Source organism: Streptomyces sp. NBC_00388 (assembly GCF_036061255.1).
Taxonomy (GTDB): Bacteria; Actinomycetota; Actinomycetes; order Streptomycetales; family Streptomycetaceae; genus Streptomyces.
The window spans coordinates 2,354,597-2,376,507 of the sequence record NZ_CP107948.1; the positions used below are offsets into that span (position 1 = coordinate 2,354,597).

A 21,911-nucleotide genomic window follows, 5' to 3' on the forward strand; every position below is an offset into this window, starting at 1 on the left:
CACGTGGCGGCGTCTCAATAACCAGACGAACAAGTGCGAAATCGGTGAGTTCGACACGATTGCCCTGCCGTCAAACCAGTCGCCCTCACGCTCGATCACCGTGCCGGCGCTGCTCGCCTTCGGGTACCAGGACATCAGGTAAGGCTGCGCCGCGACCAGCACTGTGGCCTGCACACCACAGGTCTTCAAGGCGCTCGATCATCAGGGCACGAGCACGATGCGCCCGCGCAGGCCGCGCGAGGCCAGCGCGTCGTGGGCTGCGGCGGCTTCCGAGAACGGCATCGTCCGGTCCACCCGTAGGGTGACAAGGCCGGCGCCCGCGAGGGTAGCCAGCTCGGCGAGTTGCACCGCGTCGCTGTGTACCTGGACCTGGGAGACACGGATCCCGCGTTCCGCTGCTGGGCCGGCGCCAAGAACACTGACGAACGTGCCGCCGTCTCCTAGCGCACCGATCACTGATCCGCCCAAGGCCGCGGCGTCGATCAGCCCGGCGACTCCGCCGGGAACGGCCGCGCGGATCGCAGCGGCGGGGTCGTCAGAGCGCGGTACGAAGAGGCCGGCGCCCAGCGTGCGGACCAGTTTCTCGTCCTGGGATCCGGCGACGGCGACGACGTGCAGGCCACGCGCGGCCGCCAGCTCGACGAGATAGCCGCCTACGGCGCCTGCGGCACCGGTGATCGCCACGGTCGCACCGTCGGCCGCGGCGAGCAGGTCCAGCGCCTGTCGGGCGGTGAGTCCGTTCAGCGGAAGCGTCGCTGCCTGCACAGGGCTCGCGTGCCGGGGTGCGGCAGCGACCGCCGTGGCGGGCAGGACGACGTACTCGGCGTGCGTGCCGGCTTGGGTTTCCGGCCAGTCGGACAAGCCGATCACGGCGTCGCCGACCTCGAAGCTGTGGACGCCGGCGCCGAGGGCATCGACGGTTCCCGCGACGTCGAGACCGGGAATGTAGTGGTCCCGCACGGGGACACGCGAGGCGAGGGCACCGGAACGAATGAGGGCGTCGGCCGGGTTCAACGCGGCTGCAGAGACCCGGATACGGATCTGGCCGTCTCCCGGCTCAGGGGTCGGGACCTCGCCGATGCGGAGCACGTCGGAGCCACCGTATTCGGACAGGATGACAGCACGCATCGTCACATCTTCTCTCTGAAGGTGTCCTGACCGGGCAGGCCCCGGCGAAGTGTCCCTGGAACCTTGACGACTGATTTCATATTCCGCCGGGGCGGAATGAGAGCCCAGTCGTCTCTTGAGCCGGTGGCGTCGGTGACGGTCCACGCGCGACCCGGCGCCCTGATACCAGGACACGAACAGCCGCACGAGAAAACCGGGTTGATCGCCGGCAGCGGTAGGCAGGGTCGTGAGCCATGGCCCGGCGCGATACGGCCGGGGCGGATGCAGCCGGTGCGCTGCCCGGCTTGCCCGGGGGCGGCCGGCGGTCGCGACGGGCGGCTCGCGCCCTGCCGAGTAGGACGATGTCACGAAAGTGGCGGTCGCTCGCGTTCTGGCAGAACGCAACTGCTCAGCGCAGGACGGCCGCCAGCAGGTCCGTGCCCAGCGTCGTCATCTCGGGCAGGTTGAGGGTGTACTGGACGTAGCGCCCGTGTCGCCGGGTCGCGAGCAGGCCCGCGCGGCGCAGGACAGCGAGGTGGCGGGAGACCTCCGGGGGCGAGAGTTCCCAGGCGTGCGCCAGTTCACCGGTGGTGTGCGGGCCGCGGGCCAGGGTGCGCAGCAGCCGCAGCCGTACCGGATGCGCGAGTGCTTCCAGTCGTAGGGTGACTGTTTCCAGCGGCACCGGCTCCGAGGGGCTCGGCTCGGTCACCGGGTACTGCACCACCGGGTGCCACCCGGGCGCGTGGACCGCTACCAGGTGCGGGCGGCCGAAGACGCTGGGGACGAACGTGACCCCGGTGCCGTGGGCGGTGGTCGCTCTGTCCTGGAGCTTGTCCACGATGATGCAGTTGCCGTCCGGTGCCAGGGTGACGGCGCCGGAGACAGATGCGAGCGCCGCCCCGACGCCCTGGCGCTTCAACAGGTCGTTCTTCAGGCGCAGATCGGTGGCGAGTTGCACGGCGACGCCCGTCCAGGCGGTGTCGAAGAATGCCTCGGCACACTGTTCGAGGGTGTGACGCACCCGTGCCCGCACAGCGGCCGGGTCCGCGAGCAGCCGTTCCGCGAAGGCCTCCTGGAGTGCGCCGCGGGCCTGGGCCAGGTCCAGGGCGCGCTCGCGCGCCGTCGCGTCGGCGAGCGGCGACGGTCCGGCGAAGTGGACCCGGTTGCTGCCGCACGTAGTGATGAGCGCTGCGCTCACGTAGGTTTCGTCGTCGATCCGGTCCACGTCGTCCAGCTCCTCGGCGAGGGTCGGCCGGGGACGGGCGGGAACCAGGAAGTCGGCTCGTGAGGAACGCCAGAGGAACTCCGCTTCCCTGAGCCGCTCGGCCAGTTCCGGCCGCAGCCCGGCCCAGACGCCCCCGGCCCAGCCGGCGAGTTGCGGGTGATGCGCGGGTTCGGCCAGCACGTGCAGCATCGCGGTCAGCTCGGCCAGCGGAGAGGCAGCGAAACGCAGTTGCCCCGACGGCGGACCGCAGATGTCGATTCTCAACGTCATCCCCTCATCATCGACGGTCGCACGGCCGACGACCGCGTCGATTGACGGTGTCAGTCAACCGACGCGCCCCGGCCCGGCGGCCGAACACACCCTTGACGCCATGGCAACCACACCCAAGATCCAGCCGCGCGCTCTCGTCCGTGCCTCCGGAGGCCCCCGCTATGCCGTCGCCCTGGCCGTGGACGCGCTCGGCACCGGCTTGCTGCGTCCCTTCCTGCTGCTCTACGGGGTGGCGGTGCTGAAGCTGTCCGTGTCGGCCACCGGCATCGCCATGACGGCAAGCAGCGTCGTGGCTCTGGTGTGCATGCCCGCGGTGGGGCGATGGCTGGACCGGGGCGCACGCAGCACGGTCGTGGCAGCGTCGATGCTGGTACGGGTGCTGGGAGTGGCGCTACTGCTGACCACCCCGGCGGGGCACTCTTGGCTGTTCATGGCGGCGGCGCTCTTCCTCGGCATCGGCAACCAGTCCTGGCCGGCCGCCCATGCGGCCCTGGTGGCCACGGTCGCCCACGGCCGCGAACGCGACGCCGCCCTCGCAGGGGGCCGTGCGCTGCGCAACGCGGGCCTGGGCGCCGGTGGACTGTTGGCCACCGCGTGCCTGACGGGTGGCACGACCGCGTTGCAGGCACTGGCAGCCGTCACCGGCCTCGCCTACCTCACCGCGGCGGCCTTGGCATGGTCGGTCCATCTGCGCGCGTATCCGGCCGTTGCCGCGGCCAAGGACCGGGACGACGAGCCCGCACCCCGGATGCGCGTGCTGCTGGCTGCCAACGTGATCTACGTCTTCTGCCTCAATATCCCCGAAATCGCGCTTCCCCTGGTCCTGGTGACACAGTTGCACGCTTCCCCGGTGTGGTCGGGGGCCATTTTCGTGGCGAACACGGTGCTGGTGGTCACCCTGCAGGTTCCGGTCACCGTCTTCATGTCCCGCTTCGCCCGGCGGACCGTGCTGGCCCTCTCCGGTGTGGTGCTGGCCGCGTCCTACCTCGGCTTCCTCGCGGCCACCTCCCTGGGACACGGCTGGGGTGCCCCGGCCGTCGCCGTGGTGTCCGTGGTCTGCACCATCGGCGAGATCATCTACGCCGGCAGCGCCACCGCGCTCGTCACTGCCCTCGCCCCGGCCCATGGCCTGGGACGTTCCCTCGCCCGCTTCCAGCTCTCCACCGGCTTCGGCCTCGCCGTCTCCCCGGTGATCGTCACTGCTCTCGCCTCCCGCGGCTCGGCCGCCCTCTGGGGCAGCCTCGCCGCCGTGACTCTCCTTTCCGCCTCCGCCGTCGCCACCGAGAAGGATCGAGGACCGCGGCCCAGCGATTACCGCCGCCCGGCGGGAGCCGGCGCGTGAGCCCGGCGATCGATGCGGGAGACGATTCGGCAGAGGCGAACACCCTCCGGCTCCTTGGTGTCGGACTTCGCCGTCAGCATCAACCAGCATCAACGGCGAGGCGCCCTGTTCACCGAGACGGGTCAGGGCGGAATGCCGGTGTTCGTGCCAGGTCCAGGAGTGTTGGGTCGCGCGGATCGGTGATCCCGACCCGGAGCCCGGCTGCTGCTGGAGTCGACCGGTCAGGTCGGCGTGATCGCGTCGGCGTCGGGATTCGCGGACGCCACCACGCTGAGGAAACACCTGCGGCGTCACGTCGGCCTGGCACCGAACGATGGGTCGGACGCCCCAGCGCAGAACCATGGCGTCCCCCGCGTTGATCACGGTTCCGCGGGCCGTTCAGAAAGCCGGACGGCGTCGGCTCGGCCCGCACGGAGCAGACCGGGCACGGCAGGAACAGCGGGACATCATGCGGGTATGGCCGCGGTGGACGGAACGCGAAGCCTCCCTCGACGGCCGCGGGACCCTTCAGTGACGCTCCCACCAGGGTGTGTCGCTGCAAAAGGCCTGGTCAAAGCCATGCAAAGCTCGTCAGTCATGCGCGGGGACCCACGTTCGCTGCACCTTCGTGCGGCGAACGCCACACGCAAAACAGCCCCCGAAAAACACGTTTCCCCAGGTCAGAACGATTCTGCCTGGGGATACTCGGTGGGGCGGGTGGGACTCGAACCCAAAAGCGTGGCGCCTCTCACCTGCGGAAACGTCACAGAGGCGGACATTCGCATCCTGCTGCGTCCCGCTCCGTCATCCTCGATCCTCGTCAACCACGGTGCCGTGCGGTACGTACCGCACGGCTACGGGGCACTCCCTGTGCCCGCAGGGGGAGGCGGTCCGCCCAGCGCATCCGCTGCACGGCAGCCAACCGCGCGGCTCAGTCGTAGTGCATGCCGCCGCCTCCGTTACCTCCTCTCCTCTTGCCCTGCACAGTCACACTCGGTATCGACCGGGCCCGGGGAGCGGCAGGCGTATCGGTTAGCCTTCCGCCCCAACCTTCGTAGTGGGGCCTGGGGGAGGGTGGAGTGTTCGCGGGCGTCCGGTGACGTTGACGCCCCGGGCGATTTTGTCTCCGGTGGAGCGGTCGACGTTCCACCAGTAATGGACCGCGCGTTCCAGGACCGGTCGGGAGACGCCGTTGAGTAGTTGGCGGGGTCACGTTGCCGACCGGTCGTTCGCGGGCATCGTCGTCGAGGACCTTGCGGACCATGTTGCCAGCCTGGGTGAAGGCGTCGTCTGCGGAGTGCAGAGTGTCGGCGTAGGAGAACAGGCGTGCCTGGAGCTTCTCGTCCGGGGGCGGGTCGATCCCGGGGCATGAGGTCGGAGGGGTCGAACGAACGCGGCCTGCTCCCTGCGTTCGACCTCCGTCAGCCGGCCTGGTCGGCGTCTCGCTTGGTGGTGATGAACTCGCTCAGTGCCTCGGAGTTATCGAAGCCGAGATCGCCGAGCAGCTTCTTCACGGCGGCACGTCCGCCCTGGGTCTTCTCGCGGGCCAGCAGCCGCGACAGGCCCTCAAGCTTGACCGAGCCGCTGGCCGGACTGCCTTCGTCCCCGGAGTTGTTGGAGTCGTCCTCGGGAGCAGCACCGAGAATCGGGGAGATCAGCCGCCCATCATGGCGGTACCCGACCGGTTCAAATGGGTTGGGGAGTGGGGGCCCGTCATGCGTGAACCATCCGCAGGTCTCCGGCTCCCCCACCGAGTAGTCCGCGCTGTGCAAGTAGCCGCCCGTTCGGCGGCGGAGCGGTACCGCTCCGCCGCCTTGGGTTACGCGGTGCGAACCTTGGCCTCGGCCATTCGCACGATCAGGACGCTGACCAGCGTGCCCAACAGGTCCCCGACCTGCTCTGGACTGTAGCTGCTCAGAAGCAGCAGCAGGCCCAGCAGGAACAGCAGCCAGAGCAAGAGCTTCTGCCACCCGGCCAGGCGGGGCAGTAGGCCGCTCTCCTGCGGATACGTCATCATGGAGTTGTCACCTCCTCTCGTTAGTAGCGGTGGTCGTGACGGCCGTCGGCCCCGTGATGCTGTGGTAGGTGCTCGGGGTCGACGGTGCATTTGGGCTAGGTCGTGGCATCCTCGCCAGCCAGGCGCTCTATGGCTTCAGCAAGTACGCGTACGACCTCCTTCCGTCCATCCGGGTCAAGGTGTCGGAACATTGCCCAAGCGCGGTCAAGCGGCGAAGGCGTCCGCTCGCCTCGGGCCATCCACGCCAACAGGACCGTCTTGTGTTGCATGGACAAGTCCTGAATCTGCCGCGCCGCCTCTTCCCGGTTTACGCTAGGGATAGAGACTTCTCCGAGGTTGCAGCGATCACAGATAGTGACTAGATTTTCCGGCCTATCGGTGCCACCCTCTGCAAGCGAAACGAGGTGCCGGACGGACAGCCTGGCAAGCAAATTCTGGGCATCAAGATGGGGTTCGCCGGCCGAGACGCCGCAGGACGTGCAAACGTAATTGTCACGGCGGAGAATGGCGCTTCGACGCACTGCGGAGGTTCGAATCTGGCGCTTCGCGACTAGGCGCCCTTCGGGACTCCAGATCGGCTCCCCAATTTTAACCAACCGCATGTGCACGCCATCGGCCATGCGCGCGATGTCAATCTCCCAGCCGTGCTCACGCAGGTCCCGCATGCGCCGCTCCACCTGAGTGGCCCCAGGAAACGCTACGTGCAGCTGCTCGCGAGTGAACGTGTTCCCTTCGCCCACTTCCGAGGCGAGCCAGGCCGCTACCCGAACCTTGATACCCAGCTTCAGCTTCCCATCACGCCAATTCGGCGGTGGATTCGATGCTCCCTTCACCCGACACCTCCTTCACTCTGACGTTTCGCGTGCCATCTGCCGCAGGACTTTACCCCCCGGGCAGGCTCACGGCAAGCAGACGGCAACAAGACGGCACCCATCCGGCGAAGCGTTCGAAGACTTACTCAGTCCCCGCCGTTGGACGGGACAAGTGGCACCGGAAGTCCGTGGTCAGCGCTTTGGGAAGTCCCAGGTACTCGCGAACCGCAGCGTCGTCCCCGGTGACGTCGGCGAGGCGGACGGCGGCCTTGAAGGCTCTGGACCGGATGCGCGCGATCTCCGCTTGGGCGTGATCGATCGGGCATCCGACGTTGATCAGCATGCGAATGCCAGTCTCCACCGACAGGACGCTGGCGCGGACGGCCTTGACCACTTCGTCCAGGACGGCAGCACGGCCCGTCGGTGTGTGGGCCCCACATCAGGCGAGCGGTAAGAGTCTCGCCCGCAGGCCATCCCTCGGCCTGCCTAACCTGCGAAGGCGTTGCACCATGCAAAGTAGGACGGCGTACTTGTGGGTCCGGGCCAACCGCTGGCGGATCGGCCCGGTTCTCGGCCTGCCCGCCTCAACCGTCCACCGGATTCTGACCCGTCACGGGCTGAACCGTCTCGCCTGGATGGACCGGCCCACCGGGTCGGCGATCCGCCGCTACGAACGCGAGCGTCCCGGGGAGCTCGTCCACGTCGACGTCAGGAAACTGGACCGGATACCCGACGGCGGCGGCCACAAGGCCCTGGGCCGCCAGGCCGGCCTGTCCGCGGCATGGGCTTCGACTGCCTCCACTCCGCGGTCGACGATCACTCCCGCCTCGCCTACACGGAAATCCACGCAGTCTTCATGACCCGGGCCGCCGCGTTCTTCGCCGGCCTGGCCATCACCCGAATCGAGCGCGTCTTCACGTACAACGCATGGGCCTACCGCAAGGGCCTGGCCTGGAAACAAGCCCTGGTCGACATCGGCGCGACGGGCAAACTCACCCGCCCCTACCGACCTCAGACCAACTGTAAAGTCGAACGCTTCAACCGCGCCCTCGCCGACGAATGGGCCCACCTCCGGCCCTACAACCTCCAACGACGAGCGGACAGCCGCCCTGTCAGACTTCACCCACACCTACGGCCACCACCGCTGCCACACCGCCCTCGGAGGCCAGCCCCCGATCAGCCGAGTCAACAACCCCGCGGGTCAATACACTTAAGTCCTGCCGGTGTTCGACTTTTTCGCCGCGGGGGATGCTTTCACAAGGAGGCGGTTGAGTGCTGCGCGGGCTTCTGCCGTCTCCGGGGCGTTGGAGCCTTTGCTGGCGCCGAGGCGTTTGTAGATGTCCGACAGGGTCTCGACGGCGGCTTGGAGCTGATCGGTTTGCTCCTGGAGAAGGCCCAGGTTGAGGCGCACATCGAGGAGCAGGTCGCCGGCGGGTGCTTCGCGCTGTTGGAGGTCTGTGGCCAGGGCCTCGTACTCGGTGAGGGCTTGCGTGATGTTTCCCAGGCGCATGGCGCAGTAGGCGGCCTTGGCGCGGCAGTCGGCCGCCTCATCAGCCTGTAGCGCGTCAGGCTGCTCAAGTTCGGCACCGAGCTGCAGATAGAGGGGGCGAGCTTGGCCATAGTTGCCGTCGTCGAAAAGCACGAGTGCGTGTACGAGGCGTATGTGCAGCGGCTGGGATGGAACGGCAGCGCCTGCTGTGGGTGTGCCTGGTGCGGTGGTCTCGATGGGCTGAGCAGGTGCGGCACGGTAGGCGAAGAGTTCGTCAGCGATGGAGCGGGCTGACTCGGGGCGGTCGGCGACTTTCTTCGCCAGCATGCGCATGATGAGGTTGGCGACCGGTGAGGGCAGGTCGGGGCAGAAGTCATTGATCGCGGCGGGCTCGGCGTTGCGATGGCCGTACATCATGGCGGCGGGGTCTCCCGTGAAGGGGAGCTGCCCGGTGAGCATCTCGTAGGTCATGCAGCCCAGCGAGTACAGGTCGCCTTGCGGGGCGGGCTTCACGTGCTCCTGGAACAGTTCCGGCGCCATGTAGGCGACGGTGCCCATGAGTTCGCCCGCGCGGGTCAGGCGGGGGTGGTCGGCACCGAAGCGGGCTGCTACTCCAAAGTCGAGGAGCCTGACCTGCCAGTCCTCTGTGATGAGGGTATTGGAAGGTTTGAGGTCACGATGGACGATCGGGATTTCGTGTACGCAAGCGAGGATGTCGGCGAGCTGAGCAGTCACATTCAGTGCTTTGGCCAGCGGCAGCCGTCCGGAGTGCCGGTCAAGTTTGTGGTGGAGGGTGTCCCCCAGCACCAGTTCCCACACCATGTACAAGTCTTTGGGACTGCCGCTCAAGAGTGCGTCGTACAGCGTGGGGATACCGGCGTGGTGCAGGCGTGCGCCGACTTCGGCTTCACGGACAAAGCGGGCCTGAATGTCCTGGGGTTTCATGTCGTCGACTCCGCCAGCGAACCGCTCCGGGTTGATGATTTTGATGGCGACGGCGCGCTTGAGCTGGAGGTCCCATGCCTGCCAGACAAGCCCCATAGTGCCTCGGCCAAGCAGAGTGCGCAGTTCGAAGCGGTCCTGGAGGATGGTCTGCATCACAGGCCGCTGTCGTCGGTCGGCCAGACGGGGGCGAGTTCGGCCGCGAGTTCGACGAGGCTGCCCTCTCCTGGGACCACCCAGCGGGCCACTCCTTGTACAACCCCGGGCGCCTTGTCCCAGTTGGCGGCTTGCCAGATACGCTGGACCAGGCCGGTGGGTGAGTAGGCCTGCCCGTCGACGGCCCAGATCAGCGGATGACGAGGGTCGTTGGTCCAGGTTGCGAGGTAGCGGCTGGGGTCTTCCCTGAGCCACTCCCCAATTGCTCGTTCTTCGATAGCTGACGGCTGGAACATCAGTCGAGTGCCGTCGGCCAGGCGCCCGTGGCCGACCAAGGCAGAGATCGCGTTAGGGCGGCGGCGGGATCGCGAGCGGGTTTCGTTTGAGGGAAACGGCTGGTCGGCTAGCGACCGCTTGACGTCAGCCGCAAGCTCCTTACACCGTGTCGGGTCAGTGAAGACAGCGGCCAGGAATACGTGCGCCCCGTACAGACGCTCAAGGGTGTCGGTCAGCACCTCGACGATCTGGCGGGTGCGTGGGGAGAGCCAGGAATGGAACGACGGGGTCTCGCGCGTCTCAGCGACAACGGCGCTCGCGTCTTGGAAGAGCAGGTGCGCGATGAATAGTTCACCGTGCTCAATGACCTGCTGCACTGCGGTGGACGCCCCCACGACCGCTCCTGCTACGACTGTTCTCGTCTCGCGCAGCAGCAGCACGCTCTCCCAGATCTGCGATGCGTCGAGTTTTTGCCCGAACAGGCGGTCGTAGATGCCAGCGAGGGGGTCGTTCTTGCCGGTGGCGGGGACCGCGGCATTGGCAATGACGGTGGCGTCCGGGTGGGCGCAGGCCAGCGCGAGGGCTGCTTCTTGGACAGTGCAGCCTGTAGCGGGGGCAGGCACGAGTTCGCCGTGCTGGTAGGCGTACCGCTTATTGAGGAAGTGCATCATTTCATTGCGGATGACCCTTTGGTGGGGGTCAGCGGCTGCGATGTCTCCCAGAGTGGTGACGCGGCTATCGGAGCCAGCTGCCCGGCTGATCTTCGCTGCATCATCGGGGGATGCATCGTCCAGACAGATGATCCGCAGGTTCACCCTGGCGAGGTCTCCGGCTTCGGGGTGTTTAAGTACCGCCCTGGTGACAGCCGCAGTCGTCTGCGCGCCGTTGATGATGCGGGCGTTGTCCAGATCCAACCGCACAGGATGGCCGGAGACTTTGCGGGAGAAGTAGTGCGTTGTGACTTGGTCGCACAGCAGAGTGATGCCGTTGTTCAGATACCAGAATTCTTCGGGTCGGCTGACCAGTTGCTCCACGAGCTCCGGGCGCGGCTGGGCGGGTTGGTCGCGGCGCAGGTGGGGATCGAACAACTGGGGGCCGTGGCTTTCGTACCAGGAGGCGAGTTCGCCTGCCGAGATGCTGCCGGCCCAGGAGCGGTAGGGGGTGTCGATGCCGTACCAGCCGTGGGTCAGGTGCGCGATCAGCCGGACCGGGGCGGGCACAGCATCGGCTCGTGCGGCAGAGTAAAAGTCGGCCAGTCCCAAGGCGCGCACGTTCAGCGACGTGCGGTCCTTGAAGCCGAACTCCCCCTTTGCTTGGACGAGTCGCTCTTCCGCCTGCTGTGTCAGCCTCCCGTCACCCGTCGCCAGCGCCAGTACCAGGTTCACCTGGCACTGCGGCGAACTGAGAGCACTGTCGATGCGTGTACTCAAAGCTCGGATGCGGGAGTTGAAGCCGTCGTATTGGCGGTTGGCAAGCCGACTCAGGCCATAGAGCATCTTGAGTGCATCACCATCGTCGATCCGAGCCTGAGCCCTGTCGCTCCATTTCGCTTGAACGAACCAGATGTCGCTACCGCTCGGCGAGATGATCACTGCGTCAATGCCGTGGTCGCCGGGACCGTCCACCACGGCTGCGGCCGCCTCCCCGGCGTCACAGCCGGAAAGGATGCGGGCCGCTTCAGCCGCCAGAGCACGGTGGCAGAGGACCAGGTCCTGCTCCTGCGCAGACCGATGCGCAAAGTCACTCATATCGAGCAAAGAGCGATAACCGTTCCGCAGATACTCTCGAACCTGCCTTAGTTGGATCGGTGATGCGGTGTCGGCCATGGCGGGTTGTCCTTTCGTCCGTCCCTCATGCCTGCGGCAGGCTCATCCCTGACGGTGCGCGTACTCCACGGTCAGCGGGCTCGCCACAACACAGCGAGCGGTGGTGTCAGAGGCGGGGAGCACGACGGTGACCCGGGCGAATCCGCTCATCCAAGCAGCCGCGCCCGCGGGACCGTAAGCGTGATCGACGATCTCCATCAGGTCGCGCACGGCGGATCCGGTCAGCTGGACGGGGGGCGCGGGGACCCCCTCGGCCACCGGGTCATGCTGGGTCGACAGCGCCGACACCGCCTGACCGGCACTCGTCAGAAACTTCATGCCGAAACTGGCTCCACCGCCGTGGATCCCCTCCAGAGCTGTCCCGTCGGCCGTTGCCGGGGCATATCCGATGAGATGTCGCGTCGAGCCGTGCATAAGCAGCCGGCAGTTGGTCTCCTGCTCGTACGCCGCGTGCTGGCCCGGTGCGGGGTCGGCGAACAGCACCATATGCTCGAAGGCTCCTGGAAGGGTGACGTGTTGCAACGGCACCTCGAACCACACCCAGTCCCCTGGTTGTAGCGCGGGGTCGGCGAACCACTCCGCCCTATCCTCCAAGTGCTTGAGGACCTTCTTCAGCCGCAGGTCACGGTCTCGTTCGGCGTCATCCGCAGGAGGCTCCAAGTCGATGCTGCCCACCGGTGAGGTGAACCGCACGGTGCCCTTGCGCGTGAACCGGTTCGGTTCGGGGCGGAACTGACTTAGTTTTGCCTCTGATACATACACGAACTCGTACACTGCACGCCCCCGGTCATCGACTGAAGTCCTATCCTGCCATCGCCTGCCGCGTGGCCAGGGCGCCATGGGCAACACAGGTCGGCACCAGGGTGCCGAGCAGCGATGGCCGACGACAGCGACAACACTGAGCGTTTTCAGCGTTGCCTCTCCAGGGTGAGGATGGCTCTGGCGATGACGGTCATGCGGTTGGGGCTGATGCGGGATCTACGGAAGATCTGCCAGGACTTCAGTCGTGCCATGCCTCGTTCGACGGGTGCACGGGCTGCGGACAGGGCCCGGTTCGCGGTCTGTTCGGTGGTGGTGAGTTCGCCGCCTGACGGGCGGCGCTTGGCGGTGGTGACCCAGTCGCCGGCACCGATGTAGGCCATGTCGACCAGGATCGGGACGCCCCTGGCGTTCGCAGATCCGAAGGATCTTGTGGGTGCGGGCTGCTGTCAGATCATGGGTCCGGCCCGGCAATGCCGACGACAGCCACAGGATCTCCCCGCTGGGGTCTGTGACGACCTGCACGTTCACCCCGTGCCGCTTGTGCTTCGAGGAGTAGTCGGCCCTGCCGTCACCGACGCGGTCGCACTACGCGAGCGTTTCCTGGTCCGGCGCCGTACCTCAGTGATTCGCCGCCTCTGCCGTCCGTGCGGCAGTCTGATCGGCGAAAGCGGTGCCGGTCCAGACAGGGGAGACTCGTAGTGCAGTTCACAGTGCTGAAGTACGGCGCAAAGATTCCATCAAGGCCAGGGGCATACCTGGTGACGGACAGCTGGAACGACTACGGGTTCCTGACCCTCTTCGACCTACATGTGCGCCTCCCAGAGGGGAGCGAACCGGTCAGGATCGGCTACGTGCGGATTGCCCATGACTCGATGGAAGGAGAGGGCGTCTTCAGGTCAGCGGACCTACTACCAACCCGCTTTGAGTCTCTGGAACCCGGGTTCTTCAGTCTGGCCCAGGAGGACGACTACTACGAGAGTCTGCGCACCCTCATGCCACGCGGCATGTACAAAAAGATTTTGAGTGCGCTCAATGATGTCGCCTACTCCCAGGAACTGTCGGAACAGGTCTCGCACCTCGCCGTGTTCCGAAACTCTCTGCTCCGGGACCACGAAATGAGGGAGCTACGACGGAAGCAGAAGATCGCCCGAGGAAGGCGTCGTCGAATCGTCTCCTTCAAGTGGTCATACACACCTCCCCAGGGCGGGCTGCTTCCACCCCACAAGTTCGAGTTCGCGACAAAGCCCGGGAGTCTTCCGACCACCAACCTGCATGCCCTGATCGGCCGCAACGGGGTCGGAAAGTCGCGCCTACTGCACGCGATCGCGGAGGCGGCGACAGCCGGAAGGATCACGGTGGAGAGCAGTTCGGGTGGTGAAGACAACAGCTTCACCACCTGTGTCGTTGTCTCCTTCAGCCCCTTCGACCAGCTCTACAAGCCGCCGCCGAATGCATTCATGAAGTTTGACTACATCGGTCTCCGCCATGAGGGCACCGGGCGCCTCAAGTCCGACGAGCAGAGAACGCGAGAGTTCGTCGAAAGCTTGGGAACCGCACGCGTCGGCGCTAGGGGAGAGCGCTGGCGCAAAGCCGTCAGCACCCTTAACTACGCGGCGAGCGGATTCCTCGACGGTCACATGGACGTGATCGACTCCATGATGCGTGAGGGGAGCGAGCTGAGATTCACCGAGGCGATGAGCACCGTGTTCAACGACCTGAGCTCTGGGCACAAAGTGGTGCTCCTCATGGTGACTCGCTTGATCGAAGTTGTGGGCGAGCGGACCTTGGTCCTGATCGACGAGCCAGAAACACACCTGCACCCACCGCTCCTTTCCGCGCTTACACGGGCCATTTCGGACCTGGTCGCGGACCGCAACGGTATGGCCCTCGTTGCTACACACTCTCCTGTCGTCCTTCAAGAGGTGCCGGCCTCTTGTGTATGGGTGATGATCCGCAACGGGGAGGAGCTCACTGCTCACCGCCCGGGCCTAGAGACTTACGGCGAGAGCGTGGGGGAGCTGACCCATGACGCGTTCGGCCTGGAGGTCGCCTCCTCCGGCTTCCACGCCACCGTCGCTCGGCAGGTAGAAACGGGCGATTCCTACGAGGACATCACCTCACGTTTCTCGGGCCTGGGATCTGAGGCCCGAGCTCTCCTGCGGGCCATGACCTACGCCCGAGCGCGGAGGCAGCGCTGATGCTATGGCCAGAGGCACCTCAATTCGACGTGGAGAAGGTGGTCGAGGCCTGCAGAGCCTGGCTGACGTCCGAGGGAACGTACGAGGCTGTGAGAACACGGCTCCGAGAGCTCAAAGCAGGCGAGAAGGCCTACCGAGCGGCCGGAGAGAAGGGCGAACTTTTGCAGCATCTCTTGAACTACGGCCAGCGCCAACGGAATGACCGGCACGCAGAGCTGCTCAAGAACACCTACACAACAGCTTTCGTGCAACGGGCGGAAGGCCGCAAATTGTACGACGCTATCAAGGCATCGGCGATACACGGCTCCTGCCCGCTGTGCGGGCTGCAGCAGGCCGCACAGCTTGACCACCATGCGCCGAAGGCCGACTTTCCACTCCTAGCGCTGACCCCTCTCAACCTCGTCCCGGCGTGCGGGCCGTGCAATCTGGGGAAGAGCAACAAGCTCGCCACCTTGGTCACCGAGGAGGCCTTCCATCCGTATTTCGAGGACCTGGGCACCGGCCGTTGGCTGCACGCCCAGATCGACGCCGCAGAACGAGTCGCCGTCTTCGAGGTGCGGCCTCCCACTGGATGGGACGAGGTGAAAAGGCGTCGAATCGTTCATCACTTCGAGAGCCACGACCTTGCGAGTCGGTACGGTGAGGCAGCGGGCAGCGTCGTAGCCAAGCGCAGGCGTCGGGACGCGGATCTATTCGCAGATACAGAGTCGCCTGCAGAAGTCCGGGCCCACATTCGCGCAGACGCCGCCAGTCACGCAGCATACGACCCCAACAGCTTCGAGACCGCCTTGCTCCACGCCCTCGCGGGGAGCACGTGGTATCTGAGCGGCGGCATGCAACTCTTGTACGCGTAGCACGACCGACGGGTTTCGGCGGCGAGTTCGGCCTGGGCCCGGGCGCAGTGCTGTTTGGGCAGGCTGTGCTTGAGGTCGGCGTTGACCAGCTTGTCGGGGTTCAGCTCGGGCGAGTACAGCGGCAGGAAGTGCAGCTCGACTTCATCGCGGTGGGCGGTGTCCGTCGACGACGAGGTGGATCTTATGGTCGAAGTGGCCGGCGAGCCGGTCCAGGAAGTGGCACATCACCTCGGGCGTCAAGCTCTTGGTGAAGACCATGAAGTGCATCCGGCCCTTGGTGGACGCTCTCGAAAGCGATCGGTGATCGTTGTCCGAGGCTGCCGTGGCGGCGTCGGGTGCCCCGGCTAAGGGCTGTCCCCCTGGCGGCGAGCAGGTAAAGCAAGCGGGGACCGGGCCGATCAGTGTGCCACCGCTCAAGGCTGGTCGGGTGCAGAGTTGGGAACTAGGTTGTCAGGGAGACTGGCAGCGCTTGGGGGATAGATGGAAGAGCGGGAGTTCAACGAGACCGTTGCCCGGCTGATCCGTGAGGCGCGGATGCGTGCCGGGGTGACACAGGAGTACGTAGGGCGCCAGGCGGGATTGACGCGCGGTTCGATCACAAACATCGAGTCCGGAACCCAGACCCCGCCCCTTTACCGGCTCGCCCTGATCGCCGCAGCGCTCAACGCGGAACCTGCCGACCTGCTTCCATCGCTCCACCTGGACGAAGCGTCCGGCCTCGCCGCACGTCATGCCGCCGATGTCGCAGCAGTGTGGGCGCAAGCCTCGAAGAGGAGGGGCCTCGGTGGCAAAGGCTGATCTGGCGGCCCGCGGGCTGCTGCGAGAGTTCCAAATCGACGTACCACCGGTCGACCCCTCCGTCCTAGCCGAACACCTTGGTGTCCTGGTCGTCCCACAGCACATGGACGGCGACGTCTCCGGCATGCTCCTGCGCAAAGACGGAGCATGCGTCATCGGTGTCAATCAGGCGCACTCCCTCGAACGACAGCGCTTCACGGTGGCACACGAACTGGGACACCTGCGCCTACATGAAGGCCGCCCGCTGATCCTGGACACCGACGCGCGCGTGAACTACCGCAACGCGGTCTCGAGCATGGCCACGGACCGTGAGGAGATCGACGCCAACCGATTCGCCGCGGCGCTGCTGGCCCCGGAGGACATGGTCCGGCGGCTGGCGCAAAACATCAGCTTCCACACGACGGATGACCTTGTGCGGGTCCTGGCCAAGCAGTTCCAGCTGAGCGAGATGGCGATGACCTACCGCCTGATGAACCTTGGCATCGTCTCGGGCCCCGCCCACTGACACCACCGGGCCAGACTGCCGACCCGGCCCCTGCCGCACGGCGCGCGTTTCTGACGCCACCTACCACGCCCGCTTTGGCTCCGTGGCGCCTTCTCTCTCCTCGGCTGTCCAAGGACGGTTCAGGGAGCAGCCGAACCAGCTTTTTGCTGAACTACCCTGAAGAGACGTCAGCCAGACTGACCCTCAAAAAAGGTCTTGCGTGAGTGTCGCTCTGTGTGGTGCACTAGTTACCGCAGAGAGTGAGCGGTCTCTGTGCGAAACAAGTGGCCCCTGCCCGGCGTGAAGCCGACGGGACAGTCCGCTCTCGGGCGGTACCGGCGTACGCGCACCTGGCCACGATGGCCGGAACCGTCGACCGGACCGCACCGGCTACCTCGATGGCCAGCCGCGCCCCACGGCCATCCGCTGATGCCGCGCATCGGCCGACCCTCTGCCCAGTGCCATGGCCGGCCCGCTCCGCGAGCCCACACCAGGCCCCTCGCGCATGCACACCCGTGTTCGCACCCATACCCATGCCGCACAGGCAAGGCCATGTCCCTTCCTGGTCTATTCCATGCCCTATGCCGTCATGTCTCCCGTCGGCATGCCCCCACACCTCCCTGTCCCCTGAGCCCCGAGCTGGCTCGCCGCAGAAAGGAGCCCTCGCCATGCAGTGCCGAAAGAACTTCGACACCTTCCTCAAGAACACCGTGAACCTCAGCCAAGCCAAGCTCACCCTCCTCGACGTCCGCGTCGAGGCCATCTACAAGGCCCTCAAGGCAGACACCGAACTCAGCCCGCTCATCCGCGGCAAGAAACGCCAGGGCTCTTGGGCGCAGCGCACCATCATCAACCCCGTCGGCGACAGCGAGTTCGACGCCGACTTCATGCTCCACCTCGCCGAGAACGCCGAGTGGGCCGACAGTCCCAAAACCTACATCGACAAGGTCTATGCCGCACTCCATCACCACAGCGTCTACGGAGGCATGCCCCACACCCGCAAGTGCCGTTGCGTGCAGCTCAGTTATGCCAACTCCATGCACGTCGACATCGTCCCCTACCTTCAGCTGGCCGACGGCCGCGAGGTGATCGTCAACCGCGATGCCAACACGTGGGAGCAGACCAACCCGGCCGGTTTCACCACCTGGATGCAGAAGAAGGATGGCATCGCCAACAACAACCTGCGCAAGGTCATCCGCCTGATGAAGTACCTGCGCAACCACCGCGGCTCCTTCACCGGAACCCGCTCCATCATCCTCACCACCCTGCTCGGCGAGCGCGTCGAGGAGATCAACCCGCTCACGAACCCCGGCTGCTACAGCGACGTGCCCACCACCCTGCTCACCATCATCGAGGACCTCGACCGTTGGCTGCAGGAGCGCCCCTACAAGCCCTCCATCCCCGACCCTTCCGGTTCTGGCGTCACCTTCGACCACCGCTGGGACCAGACGACCTACAGCTACTTTCGGGCCCGCATCCACACCCACGCCCGCGAGATCCGCGAGGCCTACGACGAGCCGGACTACGACCGGAGCGTGCGGCTGTGGCGCAAGCTGTTCGGCGACGCTTTCCCTGACCAGCCGCGTACCGCCGCCTCCCTCACCCCCACGGCGGCCAAGTTCGCTACCCCGCTGCTGGTCACCACAACCTCTCGCACCGGGCGTGCCGGATGAGCAAGCGCAAGCCGCCCGCGGCCCGCCCCAGCCCCTCCCAGCGCCGCCTCCTGGACCAGCTCACAACGCTGGCAACCACGCACGATCCCGACCTGCGCATCACCGCGCGCCCCCGTACCGACGCCGACGGCCTGGTCACCGTCCCCATCAGGGTCCGCACCGGCGGCATGCCGCGCGCTCCAGGAGGCCTACAGCTCAAGGAGGGTGAGGACTTTCTACTCACCTTGCCCACCACCCCGATGATCCCGCCCCAGGTGCGCACCCCCCACATCCGGTTCGCCGGCACCCCGCACGTCCTGCAGGGCAACCGGTTGTGCCTCTACCTCGACCCGGCCCGCGAATGGGACCCCGCCGCCGGAATCACCCCCGTCATCAACCGCCTGTGGCAGTGGCTCATAGACGCCGCAGCCGGCACCTTCGACCCCGCCACCGCCCTGTACCACCCCGTCGGCGGCGTCCTGCACCACACCCCGGGCACTCCCACCGTCGTCGTACGAGAACCCGTCTCCCACCGGCCGACCACAGCCTGGCTCACCCAGCGCACCATCGACCGGCTCGACCTGGCCAGCGCCCCCGCACACTCCCACAGCCACCGCATCCCGATCCTGGCAGTGGACACCCTGCCCCTGGGCGCGGGCAGCACCCTGACCGAACTCCTCACCCTCGCCCACGACCCTCTGTCGGCCGATGCCGCATCCCCAGCGGTGCTGACCGCACTCGCCGCCAGCGCCCTGCGCAACCCCGAAGGCACCGCCCAGCACTTCGTCCTGGCCGTCCGGCACCCCGTCGCCCCCGCAGCACCCCCCTTCCTCCTCGCCGGTCGCCTGCAACCCCAGGCCAGCGACACGCTGCGCCGCCTCGCACGCCTCGCGACCCCCAGCCGCCTAGGCGGTCTGCCCGACGACCTGCGCCACACGCCCATCGAATGGTGCTACCTCTCCGACGAACGCCCCGAAGTAACCACCCGCCGTGACACTCTCCGCCCCGTCCGCGCCTTCCAGGACTGCCACATCCACATCTGGGGCTGCGGCGGCATTGGCTCCTGGGCAGCCGAAATGGTCGCCCGGGCCGGCGCCTCACATCTCACCCTCAGCGACCCCGGCCATGTCACCGGCGGCCTGCTGGTGCGGCAGAACTACACCGAACACCACATCGGCATGAATAAGGCGACAGCTCTGGCCTCCCACCTGCGCAGCATCCGTGACGACATCCGCATCGATATCGCCACCCCGCCCCCCGGCCCCGCCCTCCTGACCTCTGCGGACCAAGCCGACCTCATCATCGACGCCACCGTCAGCATCACCGCCGGACGCTTCCTCGACCTTCTCGCCCAACAGCCCCACCGCAAAGCCGTCCTGGCCCAGCTCGCCACGGACAGCATCACCGCCAGCCTGGGAGTCCTCACCATCGCCGCCCCCGGCAATCACACCCCCCCTGTCCACCATCGACCACGCCGCCGGCGTCCACGTCCTGGACGACCCGAACCTCGAGGCGTACCACGCACTATGGGAAGAGCCCACCCCGGGTGACGAACTGCGCCCCACAAGAGGCTGCTCCACTCCCACATTCCACGGCTCCGCCGCCGACCTGATGGCAACCACCGCCACCCTGGTCAACCTGCTGGGCACCCAAATGCGCCACCCCATATCCGGGACCCACCTGTGCGCCCAGCCCCACACCGGGACAGTGCCGGCACAACGCTTCATTCCCCATCAAGCGCGTAAGGAGTAGTCCCGCGTCACTGAACCGGCGGCCCTGCATCTCCCGGCACGGCCGCCGCCCCTGAAGGCAGCCGGACGTGAGTAACAGGCTGCGCGACCTGGGCCGCACCTCCAGCGCAGCTCCGGCAGGACCACACCCCGCTGCGGCCCCGAACATCCAAGTTCTGAGGAGAAGACGCCGCACGGTGTGCCCGCCGCCCCTGCGTCAGTTTGAAACCTGCCCCACTTCCAAGGTGGGCACATATCTGCCCGCCAGACGCTCGTAGATCACCATCTGCGGGTGCACCTGCGGATGGTGAGCCCGGCCCAGGGCTACAGCCGCGGAGAGGGGCACTGCAGGCAGGACATGCAGGCGGCGCAGAGACTTCACCTCCCTCTCCAGCCGCGCGAGAAGCATCCGCAGCGTTTCCTCCAGCCGCCGCAGCGACGCCCGGCACCGCAGTACGTCCGGACCGGCCTGCGCGCTCACCGGGCTTACTTCGTAGCGGCGCAGAGCCGAAAGCTCCCGCGGAATCTCATAAGGGGCGATGACACCCGAGACATTCAGCACGACGACAGCCTCGTCCTCATCCGGCCCGGCCTGAACCGGATGAGCGGCGAACTCGGTGACCGGGCCGCTCTCGGCGGGCCACACCCAGGACTGCTCGAGCCGGTGACGCTGGTAGATGTCCGTCGGCACGGTGTCGTCCAAGAGCGACCCCAGGTAGACCAGCAACGGCAGACGCGCGAACCCAAACACACTCACGTGCTGCACGGAGTCCCGCTCTATCCCCGGCCGCAGCCGATTCTGGACCACGTCATCGATGATCTTCGTAGCCTGCTGGTAGTAGTGACGGCTGGCCTCGGCGGCAGGCTCCGCGTCCCAGGCAGCGGCTGCCTGTTCGCCGGGAGTGTGCCGCAGATCGATCTCCACACCGTGCCGGGTGTAGGACTCCAAGTACAAAGGAAACCGGTGGCCTGCCGTCACAGCGTTCGCAGCGGTCTCCCGCGACAACTCCACTACATTTCCGTGCACCGGCCCCACCATCCGCATCACCGTGGTGGCCCTCTCCGGCCCCAGCGCGGTCAGGTGTCTCACTCGGTCTTCGTGCTCCTGCTTGACGCCGCGTAGCCACTCGACGGTGAAGACGTCCAGCGCGGCCTTCGCATCGATCTCCATGTGCTGCTGGGCACAAAGCAGCATCAGATTGTCCGCGTTGTCCCGCAGCGCCTTCTCCAACGGATCTCCGCCGCGCGGCGAGCGTGGATCAGTGCTCTGCCCGACGATGTGCGCGACTTCCCCCAAAGGCAGAGTCCGTCCCGACATTGTCCCCTCCAGCAGATATGCATTGCACAACATGCACCTGCCTCCACTGCGCACCCACACGGCGAGTACCGCCTTGGGTGAAAGACGGCTCCGCTTCCCGCCGCCCCCGCTCATCAACACCCCCTCCGTCCCTCCCCTGTCAGACCAGACGTTAGACGACACCTCCCCTGGCACCAGAAGGATTTGACAAAGCGCGGTGCACCCACGGAGCCCGCCTCCCGCTCAAGGAACGAAGGCTCTGGCAAGCACAGCCACTTCGAGGCGAGGACGGCCCTCGATGCGTATGCACAGATGCCGTGCCCCGGAACGCAGTACCGAGACGAGCACGCCCTCTCCGGCCGGGCGGGACTCCAACCGGTGATAGGCGCGGACGGCCCAGCAGCGGCCGGGCCCAGCCCGGAACCGTGTACAGGGCTGGGCCCCGTGTGCGGTGTCGTGGATCTGAATGACAGAGACGTCGCCGGTGATGTCGAGGTCGCGTGTGCTCCGCAAGCTGCAAAGCCTGACCCGGACGAAGGCCAGCACGCTCAGCGCCCCGGCGATGAGTGGCTGCGCGAGAGCGTCCAGAACAACTGTGACTTGCGTGGGACGTGGACCGCGGGTGCGGCGTGCACCAGGTGCGCCGCCGTATCGCACCCGGACAAGCAAGAGCCTGCCAGCCCGGACCTCGCCGA

The 21,911-nt window shown here is 66.6% G+C and carries 19 protein-coding genes and 2 pseudogenes; 8 read left to right on the forward strand and 13 right to left on the reverse strand.

Going from position 1 to position 21,911, the window contains the following annotated elements; translation table 11 throughout:
* Window positions 1–201: 201 nt before the first annotated feature.
* Window positions 202–1,128 carry an NADP-dependent oxidoreductase gene (locus OG917_RS10745; protein WP_328317348.1) on the reverse strand — a complete coding sequence of 309 codons (927 nt, stop codon included), beginning with the start codon at window positions 1,126–1,128 and terminating at the stop codon, window positions 202–204.
* Between the two features lie 388 nt (window positions 1,129–1,516).
* Complete coding sequence (locus OG917_RS10750; RefSeq protein WP_328317349.1) at window positions 1,517–2,602, reverse strand: DUF5937 family protein; 1,086 nt, start codon at window positions 2,600–2,602, stop codon at window positions 1,517–1,519.
* 100 nt (window positions 2,603–2,702) lie between these two features.
* Between OG917_RS10750 and OG917_RS10755 the strand changes: the two genes are divergently transcribed.
* The gene (locus OG917_RS10755) at window positions 2,703–3,944 is read left to right on the forward strand and encodes an MFS transporter (RefSeq protein ID WP_328317350.1); all 1,242 of its coding nucleotides are present in this window, start codon (window positions 2,703–2,705) and stop codon (window positions 3,942–3,944) included.
* Between the two features lie 1,400 nt (window positions 3,945–5,344).
* On the opposite strand, the gene OG917_RS10765 is transcribed toward OG917_RS10755, so the two are convergent.
* The 4 genes from OG917_RS10765 to OG917_RS10780 all read right to left on the reverse strand — a co-directional run bounded on the left by OG917_RS10765 (window position 5,345) and on the right by OG917_RS10780 (window position 7,095).
* Complete coding sequence (locus OG917_RS10765; protein ID WP_328317351.1) at window positions 5,345–5,674, reverse strand: hypothetical protein; 330 nt, start codon at window positions 5,672–5,674, stop codon at window positions 5,345–5,347.
* Window positions 5,675–5,742: 68 nt separating this feature from the next.
* Entirely contained in the window at window positions 5,743–5,940 is a 198-nt protein-coding gene (locus OG917_RS10770) for a hypothetical protein (RefSeq protein ID WP_328317352.1), read from the reverse strand.
* 95 nt (window positions 5,941–6,035) lie between these two features.
* Complete coding sequence (locus OG917_RS10775; RefSeq protein ID WP_328317353.1) at window positions 6,036–6,773, reverse strand: HNH endonuclease; 738 nt, start codon at window positions 6,771–6,773, stop codon at window positions 6,036–6,038.
* 121 nt (window positions 6,774–6,894) lie between these two features.
* Window positions 6,895–7,095, reverse strand: a complete 201-nt coding sequence (locus tag OG917_RS10780; protein ID WP_328317354.1) for a hypothetical protein — start codon at window positions 7,093–7,095, stop codon at window positions 6,895–6,897.
* Between the two features lie 211 nt (window positions 7,096–7,306).
* Between OG917_RS10780 and OG917_RS10785 the strand changes: the two are divergent.
* A pseudogene (locus OG917_RS10785) lies at window positions 7,307–7,966 on the forward strand (integrase core domain-containing protein); the annotation flags it as partial.
* Here the strand turns inward: OG917_RS10785 and OG917_RS10790 are convergent.
* The 4 genes and pseudogenes from OG917_RS10790 to OG917_RS10805 form a co-directional block, all read right to left on the reverse strand.
* On the reverse strand, window positions 7,963–9,339 hold the full coding sequence (locus tag OG917_RS10790) for a serine/threonine-protein kinase (RefSeq protein WP_328317355.1): 1,377 nt from the start codon (window positions 9,337–9,339) through the stop codon (window positions 7,963–7,965). The pseudogene OG917_RS10785 and the gene OG917_RS10790 overlap by 4 nt on opposite strands.
* Window positions 9,339–11,441: an AIPR family protein gene (locus OG917_RS10795; protein WP_328317356.1), complete on the reverse strand. Its 2,103-nt coding sequence runs from the start codon at window positions 11,439–11,441 to the stop codon at window positions 9,339–9,341. Before OG917_RS10795 ends, OG917_RS10790 begins: the two co-directional genes overlap by 1 nt.
* Before the next feature lie 42 nt (window positions 11,442–11,483).
* Window positions 11,484–12,215 (reverse strand): SAVMC3_10250 family protein, encoded by a 732-nt coding sequence (locus tag OG917_RS10800; protein ID WP_328317357.1) that lies wholly within the window; start codon window positions 12,213–12,215, stop codon window positions 11,484–11,486.
* Between the two features lie 134 nt (window positions 12,216–12,349).
* Window positions 12,350–12,788 (reverse strand): annotated as a pseudogene (locus OG917_RS10805) (transposase family protein); the annotation flags it as partial.
* Window positions 12,789–12,901: 113 nt separating this feature from the next.
* Here OG917_RS10805 and OG917_RS10810 point away from each other — a divergent pair.
* On the forward strand, window positions 12,902–14,401 hold the full coding sequence (locus tag OG917_RS10810; RefSeq protein ID WP_328317358.1) for an AAA family ATPase: 1,500 nt from the start codon (window positions 12,902–12,904) through the stop codon (window positions 14,399–14,401).
* 29 nt (window positions 14,402–14,430) lie between these two features.
* A complete protein-coding gene (locus OG917_RS10815; protein ID WP_328317359.1) occupies window positions 14,431–15,255 on the forward strand; it encodes an HNH endonuclease in 825 nt (274 codons plus the stop codon).
* Here OG917_RS10815 and OG917_RS30635 read toward each other — a convergent pair.
* Together OG917_RS30635 and OG917_RS30640 are read right to left on the reverse strand one after the other, a co-directional pair.
* Window positions 15,153–15,440 carry a transposase gene (locus OG917_RS30635; protein ID WP_443059069.1) on the reverse strand — a complete coding sequence of 96 codons (288 nt, stop codon included), beginning with the start codon at window positions 15,438–15,440 and terminating at the stop codon, window positions 15,153–15,155. The two genes, OG917_RS10815 and OG917_RS30635, sit on opposite strands and share 103 nt — an antisense overlap.
* Window positions 15,397–15,522, reverse strand: a complete 126-nt coding sequence (locus OG917_RS30640) for a hypothetical protein (RefSeq protein WP_443058937.1) — start codon at window positions 15,520–15,522, stop codon at window positions 15,397–15,399. Before OG917_RS30640 ends, OG917_RS30635 begins: the two co-directional genes overlap by 44 nt.
* Window positions 15,523–15,735: 213 nt before the next feature.
* Between OG917_RS30640 and OG917_RS10825 the strand changes: the two genes are divergently transcribed.
* From OG917_RS10825 to OG917_RS10840, 4 genes are all read left to right on the forward strand, one after another.
* A complete protein-coding gene (locus OG917_RS10825; RefSeq protein WP_328317360.1) occupies window positions 15,736–16,053 on the forward strand; it encodes a helix-turn-helix transcriptional regulator in 318 nt (105 codons plus the stop codon).
* The gene (locus tag OG917_RS10830; protein ID WP_328317361.1) at window positions 16,040–16,558 is read left to right on the forward strand and encodes an ImmA/IrrE family metallo-endopeptidase; all 519 of its coding nucleotides are present in this window, start codon (window positions 16,040–16,042) and stop codon (window positions 16,556–16,558) included. Before OG917_RS10825 ends, OG917_RS10830 begins: the two co-directional genes overlap by 14 nt.
* Before the next feature lie 647 nt (window positions 16,559–17,205).
* Window positions 17,206–18,210 (forward strand): SMODS domain-containing nucleotidyltransferase, encoded by a 1,005-nt coding sequence (locus OG917_RS10835; RefSeq protein ID WP_328317362.1) that lies wholly within the window; start codon window positions 17,206–17,208, stop codon window positions 18,208–18,210.
* On the forward strand, window positions 18,207–19,739 hold the full coding sequence (locus OG917_RS10840) for a ThiF family adenylyltransferase (RefSeq protein ID WP_328317363.1): 1,533 nt from the start codon (window positions 18,207–18,209) through the stop codon (window positions 19,737–19,739). The genes OG917_RS10835 and OG917_RS10840 overlap by 4 nt, the downstream gene beginning before the upstream one ends.
* A gap of 397 nt (window positions 19,740–20,136) precedes the next feature.
* Here OG917_RS10840 and OG917_RS10845 read toward each other — a convergent pair whose 3' ends face one another.
* A complete protein-coding gene (locus tag OG917_RS10845) occupies window positions 20,137–21,270 on the reverse strand; it encodes an SAVED domain-containing protein (protein ID WP_328317364.1) in 1,134 nt (377 codons plus the stop codon).
* Between the last annotated feature and the right edge of the window lie 641 nt (window positions 21,271–21,911).